At 68.7% G+C, this 13596-nt stretch carries 11 protein-coding genes; 5 read left to right on the forward strand and 6 right to left on the reverse strand.

The features are described 5' to 3' along the window. The first annotated feature begins 35 nt into the window (after window positions 1-35). Both D1793_RS03045 and D1793_RS03050 read left to right on the forward strand, forming a co-directional pair. Window positions 36-983 (forward strand): Nudix family hydrolase, encoded by a 948-nt coding sequence (locus tag D1793_RS03045; protein ID WP_119020830.1) that lies wholly within the window; start codon window positions 36-38, stop codon window positions 981-983. A 402-nt stretch (window positions 984-1385) separates the two neighbouring features. Continuing rightward, on the forward strand, window positions 1386-1997 hold the full coding sequence (locus D1793_RS03050; RefSeq protein ID WP_119020831.1) for a hypothetical protein: 612 nt from the start codon (window positions 1386-1388) through the stop codon (window positions 1995-1997). An 86-nt stretch (window positions 1998-2083) separates the two neighbouring features. On the opposite strand, the gene D1793_RS03055 is transcribed toward D1793_RS03050, so the two are convergent. The 3 genes from D1793_RS03055 to D1793_RS03065 form a co-directional block, all read right to left on the reverse strand. Then, window positions 2084-3589 (reverse strand): NCS2 family permease, encoded by a 1506-nt coding sequence (locus D1793_RS03055; RefSeq protein WP_119020832.1) that lies wholly within the window; start codon window positions 3587-3589, stop codon window positions 2084-2086. A 203-nt stretch (window positions 3590-3792) separates the two neighbouring features. Continuing rightward, a complete protein-coding gene (locus D1793_RS03060) occupies window positions 3793-4980 on the reverse strand; it encodes an amino acid aminotransferase (RefSeq protein ID WP_119020833.1) in 1188 nt (395 codons plus the stop codon). Next, a complete protein-coding gene (locus tag D1793_RS03065; protein WP_119020834.1) occupies window positions 4981-5319 on the reverse strand; it encodes a 4a-hydroxytetrahydrobiopterin dehydratase in 339 nt (112 codons plus the stop codon). It lies immediately after the preceding gene. A gap of 190 nt (window positions 5320-5509) precedes the next feature. Here D1793_RS03065 and D1793_RS03070 point away from each other — a divergent pair, with 190 nt between their 5' ends. Further along, window positions 5510-7078 (forward strand): sigma-54-dependent transcriptional regulator, encoded by a 1569-nt coding sequence (locus D1793_RS03070; RefSeq protein WP_119020835.1) that lies wholly within the window; start codon window positions 5510-5512, stop codon window positions 7076-7078. Between the two features lie 26 nt (window positions 7079-7104). Then, the gene (locus D1793_RS03075; protein WP_119023548.1) at window positions 7105-7734 is read left to right on the forward strand and encodes a hypothetical protein; all 630 of its coding nucleotides are present in this window, start codon (window positions 7105-7107) and stop codon (window positions 7732-7734) included. An 11-nt stretch (window positions 7735-7745) separates the two neighbouring features. Here the strand turns inward: D1793_RS03075 and D1793_RS03080 are convergent, their stop codons facing one another. The 3 genes from D1793_RS03080 to cfa form a co-directional block, all read right to left on the reverse strand. Continuing rightward, complete coding sequence (locus tag D1793_RS03080; RefSeq protein ID WP_119020836.1) at window positions 7746-9731, reverse strand: ATP-dependent DNA helicase RecQ; 1986 nt, start codon at window positions 9729-9731, stop codon at window positions 7746-7748. A 61-nt stretch (window positions 9732-9792) separates the two neighbouring features. Further along, a complete protein-coding gene (locus tag D1793_RS03085) occupies window positions 9793-10701 on the reverse strand; it encodes a sensor domain-containing diguanylate cyclase (protein WP_240407759.1) in 909 nt (302 codons plus the stop codon). A gap of 177 nt (window positions 10702-10878) precedes the next feature. After that, entirely contained in the window at window positions 10879-12030 is a 1152-nt protein-coding gene (gene cfa / locus D1793_RS03090) for a cyclopropane fatty acyl phospholipid synthase (protein ID WP_119020838.1), read from the reverse strand. Between the two features lie 359 nt (window positions 12031-12389). Between cfa and hppD the strand changes: the two genes are divergently transcribed. Beyond that, on the forward strand, window positions 12390-13493 hold the full coding sequence (gene hppD / locus D1793_RS03095; RefSeq protein WP_119020839.1) for a 4-hydroxyphenylpyruvate dioxygenase: 1104 nt from the start codon (window positions 12390-12392) through the stop codon (window positions 13491-13493). Window positions 13494-13596 lie beyond the last annotated feature (103 nt).

The following is a 13596-nucleotide window of genomic DNA, read 5'->3' on the forward strand; positions in this document are numbered from 1 at the left end:
CGAGGGCGGGCCAGTTGGAAAGGTGAATGAACGCAATGGTGAAGAGAAGGGTGCATGTGGCGGCCGCCGCCATCATCAGTGCCGACGGCGGGCAGGTCCTGATCGCCCGCCGGCCCAGCAACGTCGACCATGGCGGGCTGTGGGAGTTTCCGGGAGGCAAGCTGGCGCCGTACGAGACGGGCCTCGGCGGGCTCAAGCGCGAACTCCATGAGGAGCTCGGGGTGGAGATCCAGCGCGCGCAGCCGCTGATCCGCATCCACCACGAGTATCCCGACAAGCACATCCTGCTCGACGTCTGGCAGGTGCACGAGTTCTCCGGCGAGCCCTTCGGCCGCGAGGGGCAGGCGGTGCGCTGGGTGCCCATGGAGGAGCTGGTCAACTACCCCTTCCCGGCGGCCAACCTGCCGATCCTGCGTGCCGTCGCGCTGCCGACCGAGTACCTCATCACCGCCGAGGAGGAGGACGAGGCTCTCTACCTGCAGCGCCTCGAGCGTGCCCTGGTGGAGGATCGCGCCCGCCTGGTGCAGCTGCGCGCCAAGCAGCTCGACGAGACCGCCTACCTGGCCCGCGCCGAGGTCACCCTGGCGCTGTGTCGCCAGCATGGGGCTCGCCTGCTGCTCAACGCCGAGCCCGAGCTCCTCGAGCGGGTCGATGCCGACGGTATCCACCTCACCAGCGAACGGCTGATGCGCCTCGAGCGTCGCCCCATCGCCGAGGGGAAGTGGCTGGCGGCCTCTACCCACGATCGCGAGCAGCTGGTACAGGCCGGCAAGCTGGGCTGCGACTTCGTGACCCTCTCGCCGCTGCGCACTACCCCCTCCCACCCCGAGGTGCCCCCCATGGGCTGGCATGACTTCCAGCAGCTGGTGGAGCGTGCCGCCATGCCGGTCTTCGCCCTGGGTGGCATGACCCGCTTCGATGCCAACCATGCCCGCGCCGTGGGTGCCCAGGGCATCGCCTCGATCCGCGATTTCTGGAAGTAGCCGTCGGCGACGTCCGTCGCTGTAGTCAGGTTGCGCCCCGCCCCATGGCGGGGCGCACTGTGTCTGGGGTCTGGCCCGTCGTGGCGTGTCGGCACCGACAGTGGGGACGGGCTTCTGTCGTCCGGTGGAGACTCGACGGATGTCTATGAACAGGGGCAGGGACGCCGGGAGGTCGAATTCTGTCGGCCCGAGACGACAGTTCTACGGCCGATGGCGCGATGATGGCGATGGCTCCGAGAGTGGTTGATTTATTAATGCATTGAATATATTGAGTTTAGTTTCTTTCTGGCATGAGGTTCGCAGTGTCTTGGCAGGAACCCGGCCCGAGTGGTCGTGCGACTCACGGACGAGTCACCCTTGAAGATGGAAGCCCGCCCCTGGCGGGGCACAAGGAGGCGCATCATGAAACTCAAGACCCTAGCCGCCAGTATGGCGCTGATCTTTTCCGGTATGACCGTCCAGGCTCACGCCATGAGCCTGGAGGATGAGATGCTGTCCACAGAGTTTTCTTCAACGGCCACCATGACCCACTCCAGTGACACCCTCCTGCTGGCGGCCGCCGACGGCGGTGCCGACGGTGGTGCCGACGGCGGTGCCGATGGTGGTGCCGACGGTGATGCCGATGGCAGTGATGCCGACGGTGGCCTCGACGGTGGCGTCGAGGGCGATGCCGACGCTGGTATCGACGGCGGCGTAGAGGGCGGCACCGAGACCGGCCTGGACGCCGATACCGACACCGAGACCGGTCTGGACGCCGACACCGAGACCGGCCTGGACGTCGAGGGCGACACCGAAGCCGATACCGAGACCGGCCTTGAGGGCGACACCGAAGTTGACACCGAGGCAGACGTGGATGTCGAAGCCGACGTCGAGGCGGATGCCAGGACCAAGGCCCCGGGCCTGGACCGTGCCGTGGAGAACGCCGCTCCCCCGGCCAAGGGTCGCCTTGAGGCCGTGAGGGATCGGCTGCGGGGGATGGTCGGCGGTGACGACGACACCGACGAGGTCAACTGAGGCCTGATGCACCCATCGCCGGGCAGGAGGCCCGGAGACTCAACTTCAAGCGCGCCGGGGCAGGATGCCCCGGCGCCTGCGTGTGGTCAGCCCCGGCCCGCAGCCAGGCGCTGCTGCTGCCAGGCGAAGTAGAGGAACAGGCCCCCCATCACCAGGTAGCCCACCACATAGTCCGGGGCGGCGTTGAGGGCGAGGGCCGGGGCATGCATCAGGCCCAGGAAGGAGAAGCCCGCGGCGACCGCGGCGAAGGCGGCGGCACGGCGGAACTGATGGTCGATCACCGAGACCGTCATGGCGCCGATCAGGATCGCCATGAACATGGCGCCCTGGCCCAGGGGCACGATCCCGGTGGAGATGCCGGTCACCGTCTCCTCGGCGGCACGCCCGAAACGGGTCATCACGTAGTTGGCGAAGTAGGGCAGCATGGCCAGTGCCACCGCGGGGTAGTAGCGGGTGTCGTTGCTCTGGAAGGCGGTGGCGATCATCGACATGCCCACGAAGACCAGGATCGGCGCCACCACCGAGACCGGAATGATGGCAGCCAGTGCCGCGATCAGGCCGAACATGGTGGCCAGACCGTAGACCGCACCGTTGAGCAGGCTGTAGCCGCGCCCGGCGCCCATCCACTTGGCGCCCACGGTGGCGATGTAGACGGTGGTGGGGAAGACCCCGCCGAACAGGGCGCCGATCATGGTACCGGCGCCGTCCACGGCCTGGCACTCGCGCACGTCGTACCTGTCACCGGCGGCCTCCATGGCCTCGACGTTGTTCATGGTCTCGATGGCGTTGTAGAGGGTGATCGGCAGCACCACGGTGAGCACCGCCAGCATGCCGGTGAAGAGCAGTCCCAGCCCCTCGAGCCAGGCCAGGTTGGGCAGCAGCGGGTAGAAGCCCAGGTGGGTGAAGGCATCGCTGAAGCGCTCGCCGCCGGCATCCCCGATCAGGTAGGCCATGGCGGTCCCCACCACAATGGCGAAGAGCGAGGTGGGCAGCCGGAAGGGCATGGCGACCCGGGCCACCAGGCCGACGATGATGATCGCCAGCACCAGCAGGCCGATCACCGGCATCTCCAGGGTCTTGAACAGCATCTCGCCGGCGATGAAGGTCAGCGCCACCCCGGCCACGGCGCCGAGCATCGCCGCCCGGGGCAGGTGATACTGGACCCAGCGGCCGATCAGGCTGATCAGTGCCTCGATGGCGCCGCTGATGAAGCAGGCGGCCACCGCGACCTTCCAGGCCAGTTCGACATCGCCGGTGAGCTGCTTGGCGGGCAGCAGCACCCCGAACAGGAAGACGAACATCACCGGGGTGGAGATGCCGTAGGAGAGGGCGGTGACGTCGGTGCGGTTCTCCTTCCTGGCCAGGCGCGCGGCGCTCCAGGCGTAGTAGAAGTTGCCCACCATCACGGCCACCGCGGCGCCGGGCAGCACTTGGCCGAAGACGATCGACGCCGGGAAGCCCATGCCGAGCATGGTGATGGCGATGATCACGAAGTTGGCGATGTTGTTCTGGAACAGGGCGAAGAAGGCGTCGGTGTCCTCCTTCTTGTACCAGGGATAGTGCACGGGGGAGCTGCCGGGGGTAGCCGCCATGGGGAGCCTCTTGCTGTTGGGGTGGTTGTGTACAAGGCAGGCGTCAGTCTGTATGCGACCTGACTGATTGGTCAAGACTGGTGCTGCCCTGGGCGCCCCGAGGCCGCCCTGGTCCCCGGCGCAGCGAAAAACAGGGGGGAGTCTACCCGAAACGAAAACGCCCGGGCAGGGCCCGGGCGTCGGCATGGCTGGCGGTGCGGCGATCAGTTGACCGCGGCGACGGCCTTGGCCAGGTAGGGCAGGTTCTCGTGGGAGAAGCCCGCCACGTTGGCGCGGCCGGAGCGCACCATGTAGATGCCGAACTCGTCGCGCAGGCGATCGACCTGCTCAGGCGTCAGGCCGGTGTAGCTGAACATGCCGCGCTGCTCGGCGATGTGGGCATACTTCTGGTCCAGGCCGTAGGGCTTCAGGGCCTCGACGAAGTCGCGACGCAGGGTGTTGATGCGGTCGCGCATCTCGGTGAGCTCCTCGCGCCAGATGGCGGCGAGCTCCGCGGAGTGCAGGATCTCGCTGACGATGGCGCCGCCGTGGGCCGGCGGGTTGGAGTAGTTCTCACGGGCCACGATGGCGATCTGCGAGCGGACGTTCTCCATCTGCTCGGCGTTCTTCGCCACCATGATCAAGGCGCCGGTACGCTCGCAGTAGATGCCGAAGTTCTTGGAGCAGGAGCTGGTGATGATCACCTCGTCGAGGTGCTCGGCCAGCAGGCGCACGGCGAAGGCGTCCTCCTCCAGGCCCTCGCCGAAGCCCTGGTAGGCGAAGTCGACCAGCGGCAGCAGGTTACGCTCGCGCAGCACCTCGAGCACGGTCTGCCACTGCTCCCGGGAGAGGTCGAAGCCGGTGGGGTTGTGGCAGCAGGCGTGCAGCACCACCACGTCGCCCTCGGGAATCTGCTTCAGGGCGGCGAGCATGCCGTCGAAGTCGAGGCGGTTGTCGGCGTCCACATAGGGGTACTTGTGCAGCGCGATGCCGGCGGCGGTGAAGATGCCGTGGTGGTTCGGCCAGGTGGGGTCGGAGACCCAGATCCCCTTGCCGGGCAGCTCCTTGGCGATGAAGTCGGCCGCCAGGCGCAGGGCGCCGGTGCCGCCGGGTGACTGGGTGGCGCTGGCGCGGTTCGCCGCGAGGACCGGAGAGCCCTCGCCCAGCACCATCGGCAGCACCACCTCACCGTACGCGGGCGCCCCGTGGGAGCCGATGTAGGTCTTGGTGGTCTCGTTCTTGAGCAGCAGGGCCTCGGCTTCCTTGACCGCGCGCATCACCGGGGTGTTGCCCTGGGCATCCTTGTAGACGCCGACGCCGAGGTCGACCTTCTGGGGGTTGGTGTCCTTCTTGAAGGCCTCGATGAGACCGAGGATGGCGTCCCCGGGAACCCGCTCAATGTGTTCGAACATTTAATTCGCTACCTCGTCGGTTCTGGCGGCAAGAATGAAGTCGTTCCTGTGCAGGCCCCGTATCTTGTGTGACCACCAGGTCACGGTGACCTTGCCCCATTCGGTCAGCAGGGCCGGGTGGTGACCCGCCGCCTCGGCGATCTCGCCGACGCGGTTGGTGAAGGCCAGCGCCTGCTTAAAGTCGGGGAAGGTGAAGGCCCGCTCCAGCTGCATGATGCCATCGCGCTCGACGATCTTCCACTGGGGGATCTCCGGCTTGAACAGCGCGATCTCGGCTTCGCTGACGGTGGGGGCGCCCTTGCGGCAGGCCTCGCAGGGCTGCTGGGACAGCTGGCTCATGGTGTGGCTCCCGGGGTGATGGCATGACCCTGTCAAGGTCGTGCAGCCGGCCCCGGGCGTCAAGCACCCGCGGCGGTGGCGGCGGGATTGAGCCGCCGGGGGTGTCACGTTATCTTGACACTCCGTCATGCCGGCGTGACACCCCGTTGCCGGCCTGGCCTCTCTGATCCCCCTGAGGAGCGTTGCCACCATGCGTCTGAGGTTTCACTGCCAGAATCGGGTGGGCATCCTGCGCGATATCGTGGCCCACTTTGCCGACTATGGCCTCAACGTGGCCCGTGGCGAGGTGGGGGGCGAGCAGGGCAATGCCATCTACCTGCATGTGCCCCACCTGCTCAATGCCCAGTTGGTGACCCTCAAGCCCGAGCTGGAGGCGGTGCCCGGGGTCTTCGCGGTGCGCCGGGTTGGCCTGATGCCCAGCGAGCGGCGCCACCTGGAGCTCGATGCGCTGCTCTCCTCGCTCACCGACCCGGTGATGTCCATCGACATGGAGGGGCAGGTGGTGGCCGCCAATCGCGCCGCCGGCCAGCTGCTCGGCGTGCGCATCGACGAGGTGCCGGGCCTCTCCCTGGACCGCTACCTGCCCGACCTGGACCTGCCCGAGCTGGTCCGGCGCAACAACGCCCGGGTCAACGGCCTGCGCGTCACCCTGCGTGATACCACCTTCCTGGCCGACATCGCGCCGCTGCACCGGGAGCATCTCGATGACGTGGCGTCACTGGCCGGCGCCGTGGTGACCCTGCACCGTGCCGAGCGCATCGGCGAGCGCATCTATCAGGTGCAGCGCCAGGAGCTGCGGGGCTTCGAGGCGATCTTCCAGGCCAGCCCGCGTCTGGAGGCGCTGACCCGGGAGGCCCGGCGCATGGCACCGCTGGATGCGCCGCTGCTGATCCAGGGCGAGACCGGCACCGGCAAGGAGCTGCTGGCGCGGGCCTGCCACCTGGCGAGTCCCCGCGGCCAGGCCCCCTTCATGGCGCTCAACTGCGCGGGTCTGCCGGAGTCCATGGCCGAGACCGAGCTCTTCGGCTATGCCCCCGGCGCCTTCGAGGGGGCCCGGCCGGAGGGCAAGCTCGGCCTGCTCGAGCTCACCGCCGGCGGCACCATCTTCCTGGACGAGGTGGGGGAGATGAGCCCGCGCCTGCAGGCCAAGCTGCTGCGGTTCCTCCAGGACGGCGGCTTCCGGCGGGTGGGCAGCGACGAGGAGACCTGGCTCGACGTCCGGGTGATCTGTGCTACCCAGCAGGACCTGCCGCGGCTGTGCGCCGAGGGGCGCTTCCGCCACGACCTCTTCCATCGCCTCAACGTGCTGTCGCTTTCGGTGCCGCCGCTGCGCGACTGTCGCGACGGCATCCCCGCCCTGGCGGAGCATTTCATCGACCGTGCCGCCCGCCAGATCGGCTGCCCGCTGCCGGCGCTCTCGGCCGCGGCCCTGGCTCGCCTTGCGGCCTACCCCTGGCCCGGCAACGTGCGCCAGCTGGAGAACGTGCTTTTCCAGGCGGTCTCGCTGTGTGACGGGGCCCGCATCGATCCCCTTCACCTGCGCCTGCCCGAGGTGGGGGAGGGCCCCCTGCTGGCCGGCCTGGATTTGTCGGGAAGCCTGGCCGAGATCATGGGCGCGGTGGAGCAGCGGGTGCTGGCCGCCCTCTATCCCCGCTTTCCCTCCAGCCGGCAGCTGGCCAGGCGGCTCGGGGTCTCCCACACTACCATCGCCAACAAGCTCCGGCGCCACGGCATCGGCGGGGAGGAGGGCGATGCCTGATGGAGCCGGCCGAACAGGAGGGCGTCATGTCGAACAACGCTGCACCGGGTCAGCTGCCGCTGTGGCTGAAGCTCGCCTTCACCGCCTGGATCATCGGCTGGGCGCCCACCTACTGGGTGCTGCTCGGGCCGCAGAACTACTTCTGGCTGTGCAACCTGGCGAGCTTCCTGATCCTGGTCGGCCTGTGGCGGGAGAGCCGGCTCCTGCTCTCCATGCAGTGGCTGGCAGTGGCCCTGGTGGGCACCCTGTGGGCACTGGACGTGGGCACGGCCTGGCTGACTGGGGTGCATCCCATCGGTGGCACCGAGTACATGTTCGATGACGACCAGCCGCTGCTGACCCGGCTGATGTCGCTCTACCACCTGGTGCTGCCGGTGGTGGCGGGGCTGGCCATCTGGCGGCTCGGCTATGCGCCGCGGGCGCTGGCCTGGCAGTCCGTGCTGACCTGGCTGGTGGTGCCGGCGAGCTACCTGCTCACCGAGGCCGAGCGCAACATCAACTGGGTGCACGGCCCCTTCGGCACCCATCAGGAGTGGCTGCCGCCGCTGGTCTACCTGGCGGGGCTGATGGCGCTGTGGCCGCTGCTGATCTACCTGCCGGTACACCTGGCGACGCGCTGGCTGCAGCGGCGTGGTCGCCTCCCCGGCGCGGGCTGAAGCGGCGCCGTTCAGGCCCCTGTCGGGGCCGCGGTGCTCCTGTGCACTGCCTCGCGCACCTCGGCGTAGGGGTAGGCCTCGAGCGCCCCGAAGCCGGGCAGGCCGCGCGCCTTGAGCCGGGTGAGGCGGGGCGTGGTGATGCCGCACAGGAAGCGCGCCAGCAGGTCTGCCGTGGCGGGCCCGCCGGCGGCATCCTCGGCGAGCCGAGGGCCCAGCGCCACGAGGTATGCGGCGAGCTCCCGCTCCTCCAGCGGGGCCAGGGGCGGCGGGGCCGGCAGCCGCGCGGGCTGGCCCCGGCAGGCGGAGCAGTGGCCGCAGTGCACCGGGGCCTGGGTGTCGCCGAACCACTCGGCGAGCCGTCGACTGAGGCAGTCATCGGACTCGAACAGCGCCAGCATGGCGTGCAGGCGGGCGATCTCGGCCTGTTCCCTGTCGCGGAAGTAGGCGTGGAGCTCGGCGCCGAGGGCGCCGGGGTCCCGGGGGGGCGCGAGCACCCGGTAGACCTCGGTGAGCTGCTTGCTCTCGAGCACCATCCACCCCTTCTCGACGAAATACTCCAGAGCGGTGAGCACCCGGCCGCGCGGGACCTCCAGCCCGCGCTCCGCGCCCAGCCGCTCCAGGGCCGCGAAGTCCAGGGCGTGCCAGGTGCGCGCCCGGGGGGCGGCATCGAGGAGGGCCTGGACGAAGGCGCGGCGCTCGCCCGCAAAGCGCTCGACCAGGGCTTCGGGCTCCTCCTGCAGGCGGAAGCGGTAGTCGGCGAAGTAGCTGTGGCGAGGGGCGATGATGCCGCGCAGCTCCAGCTGCACCAGCAGCGTCTTGAGCGGCAATGGACGGATATCGCTGTCCCGGGAGAGGGCGTTCAGGGTGAGCTCCCAGTCGCCGCCGTGGTGCTCGGCGGCGTCGACCAGGGCATCGATCACCCGGTCGATGCCCTGGCGCTCCGGGGTATCGCCGTAGACGAAGGTCTCCAGCACGCCGAGGGTGTCGCGCCCCGCCAGCATCAGGCACTCCGATGGCTGGCCATCACGGCCCGCGCGGCCGATCTCCTGGCTGTAGTTCTCGATGGACTTGGGCAGGTCGAAGTGGACCACGGCGCGGATGTCGGCCTTGTCGATGCCCATGCCGAAGGCGATGGTGGCGACGATGCAGGAGGTCTTCCCGGCCATGAAGTCGCGCTGGATCGCCTCGCGCCGCTCGCTCTCCAGTCCGGCGTGATAGGCGATGGCCTTGACGCCAGCCTTGTCCAGATAGGCGGCCAGGCGTTCGGCGGTCTGCTGCAGGGTCACGTAGACGATGGTGGGGAAGCCCACGTCACCGCCCTGGTGTGCCTTGAGCCAGGTCGCTAGGGCACGCGGGCGGGAGTCGGCGGCCACCGGCGCCACCGTCAGGTCCAGGTTGGGCCGGTAGAAGCCGGTGAGGGTGACGTCGGCCTCGGCGATGCCGAAGCGCCGGCGCATGTCCTCGATGACCCGCGGGGTGGCGGTCGCGGTGAGCAGCAGCACCTGGGGAATCGCGAACTCGCGCTGGTAGTCGGGGAGCTTCAGGTAGTCGGGGCGGAAATTGTGGCCCCATTCGGAGATGCAGTGGGCCTCGTCCACCACCATCAGCGAGATCGGCACGCGGCGGATGAAGGCGCGGAAGCGCTCGTTCTTCAGGCGCTCCACCGAGATCATCAGGATGCGGATTTCGCCACGCTCGACCCCGCCCATCACCGCGGCGGCCTCGTCGCGGCTCTGGCCGGAGTCGATGCTGGCGGCGGCGATGCCGTGGCGCCGCAGGAAGGCGAGCTGGTCCTGCATCAGCGCCAGCAGCGGCGAGATCACAAGCGTCAGGTGCGGCAGGTGGAGGGCGGGCAGCTGGTAGCAGAGCGACTTGCCGGAGCCGGTGGGGAAGATCGCCGCCGCCGAGCGGCCGGCCACCACGGCCTCGACCACCGGGCGCTGCCCTGGGCGAAAGTCGTCATGGCCGAATACCTGTCGGAGTGTCTGCTCGATCATGTCGCCATTCCCTTGTCAGCCTTCGTATGTATGGGCATACAGTGTAGTCCATCGGCGGGCGTCAGGGGCTGGTGACCACCCGGTTGCGTCCGGCATGCTTGGCGGCATAGAGGCGGCGGTCGGCGCGGTTCAGCAGGCTGTCACGGTCCTCGCCGATGCGATGCTCCGCGATGCCGATGCTGACGGTCACCGTGCGTCCGGGGAGGCCGAAGTCGTGTGCGGCGATGCGCTCGACCAGCCGCTCGGCCAGGTGCTGGCCGCGGCTCTCGGGCGTCAGCGGCAGCAGCAGGGCGAACTCCTCGCCGCCCAGGCGCGCCACCAGATCCTCCTCGCGCAGGCTGTCGCGACACAGCGCCGCCAGCGCCCTCAGGACCCTGTCACCCTGCAGGTGGCCCCAGCCGTCGTTGACCTGCTTGAAGTGATCGATATCGAGAATCATCAGAGAGAGCGGGGTGGCATGGCGGTTGCTGCGCGAGATCTCCTCGTCCAGGCGGTGCATCAGGCGGCGCCGGTTGGCGCAGCCGGTGAGGTCGTCGGTGTCCGAGAGCCGGCGCAGCCGAGCCTCCTCGGCCACCTGCTCGGTGATGTCGATCATCATGCCGTGCCAGAGGGTCCCGTCCTGCTCGGCCGATGGCTGGGCGCGCAGGGCGATCCAGCGCACGCCGCGTCCCTTGAGCGGGAGTCGAAACTTAGTGGCGATGGGGGTCATGTCGCTGACCGAGCGCTCGATGGCCGTCATCAGGCGCGGGTACTCCTCCTCGCCGAGGTGTTCCAGGGCGGGGCGTGCATCCCGGGCGAGCTGTTCGACGGAGGCACCGATGAGGCGCAGTCCGCTGCCCGCCAGATAGGGAAAATGCAGCCTGCCGTCCCGGGCCCGGTGCAACCGGAAGATGACGCCGGGCAGCCGCTCGGTCATGCCCGGGTCGGCCATGGGGCTTTCCCCGCCCGGCATGACAGTCGTCGATGTCATGCGGGTCTCCTCGTGTTTCCAGCTGAGTACAGCGGCTGTTGTGGTTGTCTGCCGGCCGGGGCGCAAGCCCCGGGGCGGAGAGGGCAGGCCCCCCGCGCGGCCGCGTCATGATACGCGCAATCGCCACCGGCTCCTATCCACCCGAGTGGGTAGGCGATGGCCGTCGGGAGGGGGGATTCAGCGCGGGGCGTCGTAGCGACCGCGGCGCTGGCGGGAGAAGACCATCTGCCAGAGCTGCAGGTCGCGGGCGCGGAAGGCGCCGGCGCAGACGGAGAGGTAATACCGGAACATGCGCCGGGTGCGTTCGTTGTAACGTGCCGCTACCTCGTGCCAGCGGGCGTCGAAGTTGGCCAGCCAGGCCATCAGGGTCGGGTCGTAGTCGGGCCCGAAGTTCTGCCAGTCCTCCAGCAGCAGGTGGGGTTCGCTAGCCCTGGCGATATGCATGGCCGACGGCAGCACCCCGTTGGGGAAGATGTACTTGTTGACCCAGGGGTCGGCGGTGATCTCCGAGCTGTTCGAGCCGATGGTGTGCAGCAGGAAGAGGCCCTCCGGGGTCAGGTGCTCCGACACGGTGCGGAAGTAGGTCGGGTAGTTGCGGTGGCCAACGTGTTCGAACATGCCGATGGAGACGATGCGGTCATAGCGGCCGCTCAGGTCCCGATAGTCCATGAGCTCGATGGACACCGGCAGGCCCCGACAGCGTTCGCGGGCCAGCTCGGCCTGTTCCCGCGAGATGGTGATGCCGGTGACCTCCACGCCGTGGTGACGGGCGGCGTGTTCGGCGAAGCTGCCCCAGCCGCAGCCGATGTCCAGCACGCGCATGCCGGGTGCGAGCTCGAGCTTGCGGCATGCCAGTTCCAGCTTGGCCAGCTGCGCCTCGTGGAGGGTGCGTGCCTCCTTCCAGTAGCCGCAGGAGTAGCACATCGTCGGGTCGAGCATGCGCTCGAAGAGGTCGTTGCCGAGGTCGTAGTGGGCCTCGCCCACAATATAGGCGCGGGCCTTGCTCTGCAGATTGAACAGGCCCGACTGCAGCCGGTACATCAGCCGTTCGGAGGGGGTGTGGGCGCGCTCGCCCAGGCCGTGACGCAGCAGCCGGCAGGCCATCTCGTCGATGCGGTCGCAGTCCCACCAGCCGTCCATGTATGCCTCGCCGAGCCCCAGGGTGCCCTGGCGCAGCACCCGCGAGAAGAAGTCGGGGTGATGGACCCGCAGGTCCTGGGGGGCCTGGCCGTTGAGGGCCACCCCGGAGCCCTCCAACAGCTGCTCGATGACCCGCCTGGCACGGGTCTCGGGGAGGGCGATGGGGCCGATCGGGGAATCACTGGTCATGGAGTCCTCCTGGTCCAGCCGAGTGGTTGTTCCCGGGCTGGCGCACCCAGGTGCGGAGCGGCGCAAACTCTTGAAAATGAGCATAGCCCAGTCGCCGTGACCCGGTGGGTTCCGTCGTGGGTGTCAAGATTCCGTGACGCCCTGTCAGGAATTTCTGCCGCCCGAGGGGCCGAACGGTGCTGGCAGGTGCGGCTGTAACGAAATCCTTACGGACGGGGGCCGCGAGACGGGTGACAGGGGGCCGATCGAGCCCGGCGGGGGCATGTCGCGGCGCCTCGGCCCCCTCTAGGCTGGGTCTCGACAACCGAGGCGACCCGGCACGGCCGGGCGTCTGACAACAACACCCCTGGAGACCCGCCATGAACGCACCCGCCCGAGAGCCCCTGACGCCCACCGCCAAGGGCAACCCCATCGGCACCGACGGCTTCGAGTTCGTCGAATTCACGGCCCCCGACGCTTCCGGCATTGAGGCGCTGCGCCAGCTCTTCGGCCAGCTGGGCTTCACCGAGACCCGTCGCCACCGTTCCAAGCAGGTCTTCCTGTTCCAGCAGGAGGGCGTCAACTTCGTGCTCAACGCCGAGCCTACGAGCCATGCCGCCGAGTTCGCGCGCCTACACGGCCCCAGCGCCTGCGCCATGGCCTGGCGGGTCGCCGATGCCCGCCAGGCCTTCGAGCATGCCCTGGCCAACGGCGCCGAGGCGGTGGAGAACCCGGTTGGCCCGGGTGAGGTCGGCATCCCGGCCGTCAGAGGCATCGGAGGCTCGCTGCTCTATTTCGTCGACCACCGCGTCGACGAGGCGGGGCGCACCATCTATGACATCGACTTCGAGCCGATCCCCGGGCGCAGCGCCTCCGACCGCAGCGTGGGCCTCAAGGTGCTCGACCACCTGACCCATAACGTCGCGCGTGGCCAGATGGACGTCTGGGCCGACTTCTATACTCGCATCGCCAACTTCCGCGAGATCCGCTACTTCGACATCGAGGGCAAGATGACCGGGCTGCACTCCCGGGCCATGACCGCCCCCTGCGGCAAGATGCACATCCCGATCAACGAGTCCGCGGACGACACTTCCCAGATCGCCGAATTCCTGCGCGAGTACAACGGCGAGGGCATCCAGCACCTGGCCATGGCCACCGATGACATCTACGCCACGGTGCGTGCGCTCAAGGCCAACGGGGTGACCTTCCTGACCACGCCGGACACCTACTACGAGAAGCTCGACGCCCGGGTGCCCAACCACCAGGAGGACCTGGCGGCCCTGCGCGAGCTCAGCCTGCTGGTGGACGGCGGCCCGGACGAGGGCGTGCTGCTGCAGATCTTCACCGACACGGTGATCGGCCCGATCTTCTTCGAGATCATCCAGCGCAAGGGCAACGACGGCTTCGGCGAGGGCAACTTCAAGGCGCTCTTCGAATCCATCGAGGAAGACCAGATCCGTCGCGGCGTGCTCAAGGCCGAGTGAGTCGCGGCGTCTCCTGCCCGCGAAGAAGAATAACGCCATGGCAGGCTGCCAAATCACGGCAATATCCATCACAATGCCGGGCCAGAACGGCCTGGTATTGTGG

The sequence above is a fragment of the Halomonas sp. JS92-SW72 genome, assembly GCF_003547075.1.
GTDB lineage: Bacteria > Pseudomonadota > Gammaproteobacteria > Pseudomonadales > Halomonadaceae > Halomonas > Halomonas alkalicola.

What these genes read in the sequence shown, in the direction of transcription:
- D1793_RS03065 (WP_119020834.1), bottom strand. Translation starts at nt 5,319, where the DNA reads ATGAGCCAGCTGTCCCAGCAGCCCTGCGAGGCCTGCCGCAAGGGCGCC.
- D1793_RS03050 (WP_119020831.1), top strand. Translation starts at nt 1,386, where the DNA reads ATGAAACTCAAGACCCTAGCCGCCAGTATGGCGCTGATCTTTTCCGGT.
- D1793_RS03045 (WP_119020830.1), top strand. Translation starts at nt 36, where the DNA reads ATGGTGAAGAGAAGGGTGCATGTGGCGGCCGCCGCCATCATCAGTGCC.
- hppD (WP_119020839.1), top strand. Translation starts at nt 12,390, where the DNA reads ATGAACGCACCCGCCCGAGAGCCCCTGACGCCCACCGCCAAGGGCAAC.
- D1793_RS03060 (WP_119020833.1), bottom strand. Translation starts at nt 4,980, where the DNA reads ATGTTCGAACACATTGAGCGGGTTCCCGGGGACGCCATCCTCGGTCTC.
- cfa (WP_119020838.1), bottom strand. Translation starts at nt 12,030, where the DNA reads ATGACCAGTGATTCCCCGATCGGCCCCATCGCCCTCCCCGAGACCCGT.
- D1793_RS03055 (WP_119020832.1), bottom strand. Translation starts at nt 3,589, where the DNA reads ATGGCGGCTACCCCCGGCAGCTCCCCCGTGCACTATCCCTGGTACAAG.
- D1793_RS03080 (WP_119020836.1), bottom strand. Translation starts at nt 9,731, where the DNA reads ATGATCGAGCAGACACTCCGACAGGTATTCGGCCATGACGACTTTCGC.
- D1793_RS03085 (WP_240407759.1), bottom strand. Translation starts at nt 10,701, where the DNA reads ATGACATCGACGACTGTCATGCCGGGCGGGGAAAGCCCCATGGCCGAC.
- D1793_RS03070 (WP_119020835.1), top strand. Translation starts at nt 5,510, where the DNA reads ATGCGTCTGAGGTTTCACTGCCAGAATCGGGTGGGCATCCTGCGCGAT.
- D1793_RS03075 (WP_119023548.1), top strand. Translation starts at nt 7,105, where the DNA reads ATGTCGAACAACGCTGCACCGGGTCAGCTGCCGCTGTGGCTGAAGCTC.